Annotated in this window: 7 protein-coding genes; 5 read left to right on the plus strand and 2 right to left on the minus strand. The window is 64.2% G+C overall.

The features are described from left to right. A partial coding sequence (locus EOA28_RS23145) for a glycine betaine ABC transporter substrate-binding protein (protein ID WP_281060918.1) occupies positions 1-364 on the minus strand: 364 nt, incomplete at its 3' end. Positions 365-440: 76 nt separating this feature from the next. On the opposite strand from EOA28_RS23145, the gene betI reads away from it, so the two are divergent. Further along, the gene (betI, locus tag EOA28_RS23150) at positions 441-1091 is read left to right on the plus strand and encodes a transcriptional regulator BetI (RefSeq protein ID WP_127251323.1); all 651 of its coding nucleotides are present in this window, start codon (positions 441-443) and stop codon (positions 1089-1091) included. A gap of 76 nt (positions 1092-1167) precedes the next feature. Here betI and EOA28_RS23155 read toward each other — a convergent pair whose 3' ends face one another. Further along, positions 1168-2106 carry a LysR family transcriptional regulator gene (locus tag EOA28_RS23155; protein ID WP_128315311.1) on the minus strand — a complete coding sequence of 313 codons (939 nt, stop codon included), beginning with the start codon at positions 2104-2106 and terminating at the stop codon, positions 1168-1170. A gap of 104 nt (positions 2107-2210) precedes the next feature. Here EOA28_RS23155 and EOA28_RS23160 point away from each other — a divergent pair, with 104 nt between their 5' ends. The 4 genes from EOA28_RS23160 (at position 2211) to EOA28_RS23175 (ending at position 5560) form a co-directional block, all read left to right on the plus strand. Continuing rightward, positions 2211-2690 (plus strand): cupin domain-containing protein, encoded by a 480-nt coding sequence (locus EOA28_RS23160; protein WP_127251322.1) that lies wholly within the window; start codon positions 2211-2213, stop codon positions 2688-2690. 106 nt (positions 2691-2796) lie between these two features. Further along, positions 2797-4194, plus strand: coding sequence for a class II fumarate hydratase (gene fumC / locus EOA28_RS23165; protein WP_128315312.1), 1398 nt, complete (start codon positions 2797-2799; stop codon positions 4192-4194). A gap of 398 nt (positions 4195-4592) precedes the next feature. Next, complete coding sequence (locus EOA28_RS23170) at positions 4593-5015, plus strand: DoxX family protein (RefSeq protein ID WP_127251320.1); 423 nt, start codon at positions 4593-4595, stop codon at positions 5013-5015. A gap of 122 nt (positions 5016-5137) precedes the next feature. Continuing rightward, positions 5138-5560 (plus strand): DoxX family protein, encoded by a 423-nt coding sequence (locus EOA28_RS23175; RefSeq protein ID WP_128315313.1) that lies wholly within the window; start codon positions 5138-5140, stop codon positions 5558-5560. Positions 5561-5573: the final 13 nt, after the last annotated feature.

The following is a 5573-nucleotide window of genomic DNA, read 5'->3' on the forward strand; positions in this document are numbered from 1 at the left end:
TCGGCACGGCGAAAGTGTATTTGGCGCCGACCAGATTGACCCGCACATTCTCGATCGAGCCGTCCCCCTTCTTGTAGGGCTCGTAATAGGTGACCATGGCCGGGTCCCAGTAGCCGAGGAAGAGGTCGAGGTCCTTGTTCTTCATGCCCTCATAGATGACGTTGATGCCGAGCACCTCGCTCTGAGGCTCGTAGCCGAGCGCCTGCAGCAGGACCTTGGCCACGCCCGTGGTGAAGGCGAGATCATTCCAGCCGGGCTCGGCCATGCGGACCGCTTTACAGCTCTCGGCCTCGGCGGCCTGGGCCGCCTGGGAAGCCAGCATCAACGCCGCAACACAAACGCCATTCGCAAGCACGCGCAACATTCCGGTTCTCCTCGTCGTTTGACCTTCCGGTCTATTTATTGTCCAATTGGTCAATCGTTGATCTGAGCGGGCGAAGATGTCAACATGGATTCGCCATGCATGGATTGGTCCGGTGAAACTGACGCGTCTCAGCGACATACGCCGCAAGGAGTTGCGGCAGGCGGCGTTCGCCGTTCTGGAGCGCGAAGGCATCGCCGGCGCGACGCTGGAAAAGGTCGCGGCCCAGGCCGGCGCCTCGAAGGGCATCGTGCTGCACTATTTCCGCAACAAGCAGGAGCTGTTCGAGCACGCCATGCGCGAGGCCAACGCCGTGCTCTGTCACGCCGTCGTCGCCAGACTGCAGCGGGCGCGGTCTCCGATGGAACGGCTGGACGCCGTGATCGAGGGCAATTTCGAGGAGCACCTGTTCCTGCCGCCACTCTGCCATGCCTGGCTGTCGCTCTGCGCCGAGGTGCCGCGCGACGAGAAGCTGGCTCGCATCCAGAAGGTGATCCACGCGCGGATGCGCTCGAACCTGTTGTCCGGTCTGCGCGGTCTCGCTTCGCCGCAACTGGCCGAGGAGATCGTGCTCGGCGTCACCGCCTTGATCGACGGGCTGTGGCTCAGGCTCGGCCTGCAGCCGGGCAGCATCACGCGCGAACAGGCGGTGCGCCAGGTCAAAAACTTCGTCGCGGGGCGACTGGCGCTACGCCAGCCAGCGCCCGTTGGCCTGGCCTCGGCTGGATAAAGTTCAGACCAGCGACAGGCCGCCGGGTGGATGTCGGCTATATGCGGGGGCGAGGTTGACGGCTCAATGGGTGGTCTCAGTCCTTGAACCCAAGCCTTCCCACCTCGTCGAGGATCTGCTCGCGAATCCAGCGATGCGGCGGCTCATCATCGCGACGGGCGTGCCAGTACATCCTGACCGCCGGCGATTGTATCGGGATCGGCGCCCGATAGATGCCGATCGGCAGGGTTTTTGCCGCCGCCACCGCGAACTGCGTCGGGACGGCGGCCAGATAAGGTCCACCGGCCACGGCCAGCGCCACCGCCTGGAAGTGCGGCAAAGCGAGCGTGACGCGGCGCGCGAGGCCGATCCTGCCCAGCGCATCGTCGGTGAAGCCCGACATCGAGCCATCAATGGAGCGCAGCGCGTGCGGCAGCGCGCAAAAAAAGTCGAGCGGCACCTCCTCGCCCTCCGCGATGCCCGCCTGGCAGAGCGCGGCATTGTCCCTCGCGGCGATGATGGCGAAGGGGGAGCCGAACAGCGCCACGCTCGAAACCCATTCCGCCACCTCCAGCGGGCGCTCCAGTGCAAGGTCGATCCGATCCTCCTGCAGCAGCTTCGAGACGTCGCCAATGGCGCTGTCGAGGAAGCGGAACGATACGCCTGGGGCCACCCCTGCGATGCGAGCGGCAAAGGGCGGCATCAGGAGCATGGAGAAGAAATCGGCACCCATAAGCGTGAAGGTCCGTTCCAGCTTCGCCGGATCGAAATCGGTTGCCGGCTGAAAGGCGCGCTCGATCTCGCGCAATGCCGCGCGCACCGGCTCAGCCAGGCTCTCGGCGCGCGGCGTCGGCACCATGTCGTTGCCGCGGCGCACGAAGAGCTGGTCGTTGAGCGCATGGCGCAGGCGGTTGAGCGCCGCGCTGACGGCTGGCTGGCTAAGGCCGATCTGCTCGCCGGCGCGCGTCACGCTCTTCTCGCGCAGAAGCGCGTCGAGCACCCTCACCAGATTAAGGTCGAGCGCATTCAAATTCATCGCATCGATCCGCCCCATACGATCATTCGATTTCCGTCGCCGACCCGTCCAGGTTAAGTCGCCGTCGAAGCCGTTTCGCCGGCGCCCAACGAGAAAGAGCAATCATGACAATGATCAACACCAGCATCGCAGGCAAGGAACTCCTTTGGTTCAACAACACGCTTGTCGCCATCCAGGTCTCTTCGGCCGACGGCGAGGATGGGATCTGCGTTATCGAACACCGCCAGCCCTATGGCGATTCCGCGCCGCTGCACGTGCACCGCAACGAGGACGAGGTGTTTCATATCCTTGAAGGGCGGATACGCTTCGTCATCGACGGCCGCGGGCGGATCGCCGGCGCCGGCGAGACCGTGCTCGCGCCGAAAGGCCTGCCGCACACCTACAGGGTCGAGTCTCCGGAAGGGGCGCATACGCTCACAGTGACGCGCGGTCCGGATTTCGAGACGATGGTGCGCAAGGCAAGCCGCCCCGCTGAACGGCCCGACCTGCCGCCGGCGGCGACGCCGACGCCGCAGACGATCGAGATGCTGACCAGGCTGTGCGCCGAGAACGGCATCGACATTGTCGGGCCGCCGCTGGGGTGACCCTTGCCTTCAACCGATTTGCATCTTGCTCGCCCGCAATCTCCGCTTGATGCCGTTTGTGCAACGCGATACGCCCTTGCCCAAATCGACAGGCCGGAGAGTTCCCGTGAGCGCAGAAAAGACCAGAACCGAAACCGATACGTTCGGCCCTATCGAAGTGGCGGCCGACCGCTATTGGGGCGCGCAGGCGCAGCGCTCTCTGGGCAATTTCAAGATCGGCTGGGAGAAGCAGCCGGCATCGATCGTGCGCGCGCTCGGCATCGTCAAGCGCGCCGCGGCAGAGGTGAACATGGAGATGAAGCGGCTCGATCCGGCTATCGGCAAGGCGATCGTGGACGCCGCGCAGGAAGTGATCGACGGCAAGCTCGACGAGCATTTCCCGCTGGTGGTGTGGCAGACCGGCTCCGGCACGCAGTCCAACATGAACGCCAACGAAGTGATCTCCAACCGGGCGATCGAGATGCTCGGCGGCGTGATGGGCTCGAAGAAGCCGGTGCACCCCAACGACCACGTCAATATGAGCCAGTCGTCCAACGACACCTATCCCACGGCCATGCACATCGCCTGCGCCGAGCGGGTCGCCCACCATCTGATCCCTGCCCTGCATCATCTGCACAAGGCGCTCGACGCCAAGGCGCGCGCCTTCAACCACATCATCAAGATCGGCCGCACGCACACGCAGGACGCCACGCCGCTGACCCTTGGCCAGGAATTTTCCGGCTATGCCGCGCAGGTCGCTTCGTCGATCAAGCGGATCGAGCAGACGTTGCCCGGCCTGCAGGAACTGGCGCAAGGCGGCACCGCCGTCGGCACCGGCCTCAACGCGCCGGTCGGCTTCGCGGAAAAGGTGGCGGACCGCATCGCCGCCATCACCGGCATCGCCTTCGTGACCGCGCCGAACAAGTTCGAGGCGCTCGCGGCGCATGATTCCATGGTGTTCTCGCATGGCGCGATCAACGCGGCGGCCGCGGCTCTCTTCAAGATCGCCAACGACATCCGCCTGCTCGGCTCCGGCCCGCGTTCGGGCCTCGGCGAGCTGTCGCTGCCGGAGAACGAGCCGGGCTCGTCGATCATGCCAGGCAAGGTCAACCCGACCCAGTGCGAGGCGTTGACGCAGGTCTGCGTGCAGGTGTTCGGCAACAATGCGGCGCTCACCTTCGCCGGCAGCCAAGGCCATTTCGAGCTCAATGTCTACAACCCACTGATGGCCTACAACTTCCTGCAGTCGGTGCAGCTGCTCGCCGACGCCTCCGTCTCCTTTACCGACAATTGCGTTGTCGGCATCGAGGCTCGCGAGGACAATATCAAGGCCGCGCTGGAGCGCTCGCTGATGCTGGTGACGGCGCTTGCCCCCACCATCGGCTACGACAACGCCGCCAAGATCGCCAAGACCGCGCACAAGAACGGCACGACCTTGCGTGAGGAGGCCCTGGCGACGGGACTGGTCAGCGAGGCTGACTATGATCGGCTGGTGCGCCCCGAGGACATGACGCATCCGGGGTAGTTTTCGCGACGCGGAGCGAGGCTGTTACAGGCTGCTGCGGCCTCGCGATGTCATTCCAGGGCGAAGTATCCCCGACCGCTTGCGGCTGCTTTGAGGTCACGGCATGGAATCCTATGGTCTGCGCGCGTCGCTTCGCTCCTTGCTCCGCTCGTGGATGACGACGTGACGAGCGTCCCGGCAATCTCCGAAGCCAGCGCTCGCAAACTTCGGACCGAGGGTTCCGTTTTGCGGCAGCAGAATTTACCGGGTTAGCCTAATCTCGCGACATGATTTTCGCACGCGGGCGCCAATTCCAAAAACATATATCCTGTGAACAATGTGTCGCCGCATAGGTGGCTTTTTGTGAACAGTCTACATCGTTTATCTGACGGGTCATTCAACCCGTTTGGAGAACCGCCATGTCCATCAACTCTTCAGTCGCCGGCAACGGCACCGCATCCAACAGCTCCACCACGATCCTGCTCGGTCGCATACTGCTTTCCGTCATCTTCCTGCTTTCCGGCTTCGGCAAGCTCACCGCCATTTCCGGCACCGCCGGCTATTTCGGCGCTCTCGGCCTGCCGGTGCCGACCGTAACCGCCGTCCTGGTTGGCCTGATCGAGTTGCTTGGCGGCCTTGCCATTCTCGTCGGCTTCCAGACCCGCATCGTCGCCTGGGTGCTCGCCATCTTCACGATCGCGACCGGGCTGGTCGCTCACACCGGCTGGGCCGACCAGATGCAGATGATCCAGTTCCTAAAGAACCTCGCCATCACCGGCGGCTTCCTCCTGCTCGCCTCGTCCGGCGCCGGCGCCTATTCGATCGACGCCAAGCGCGGCTGATCCTTCTTTCCTCCCAAGCCAAACTCGAAAGCGGCGCGGAATTTTCCGCGCCGCTTTTTCGTTGCAGGCGTAGACTGCGCCGCAGCCGGCATCAGCCGGACCGGCCGGCACGGGAGGTGGGAATGTTTCGCAATGCGTTGCTTCTGGTCTCGCGGCTGCTTCTTGCCGCGCTATTCGTGCCGTCGGGCTTTCAGGCCCTCACCCACATCTCCGGCACGATCAATTATTTCGCCGGGCTCGGCCTGCCGTTGCCGACTTTAGCGGTCTGGGGCACCGGCTTGTTCGAACTGATTGCAGGGCTCTTGATCCTCGTCGGTTTCCAGACCCGGATCGTAGCGCTTCTGCTTGCCGCCTTCTGCATCGTCGCGGGCTTCACCGGCCATTACGGCCAGGGCGGCGACGATGCCACTCTCGCCTTCCTGCACCAGCAGATGCTGATGAAGGACATCGCCATTGCCGGCGGCTTCCTGGCGCTCGCCATGGCCGGCGCCGGCGCATGGTCTGCTGACGGGCGCGGCTTCGGAATCAGCGCCGAGGTGACCTGAGTCAGCCCTATTC

Origin of the sequence: Mesorhizobium sp. M2A.F.Ca.ET.067.02.1.1, from assembly GCF_004023285.1 — a bacterium.
Classification (GTDB): Bacteria; Pseudomonadota; Alphaproteobacteria; order Rhizobiales; family Rhizobiaceae; genus Mesorhizobium.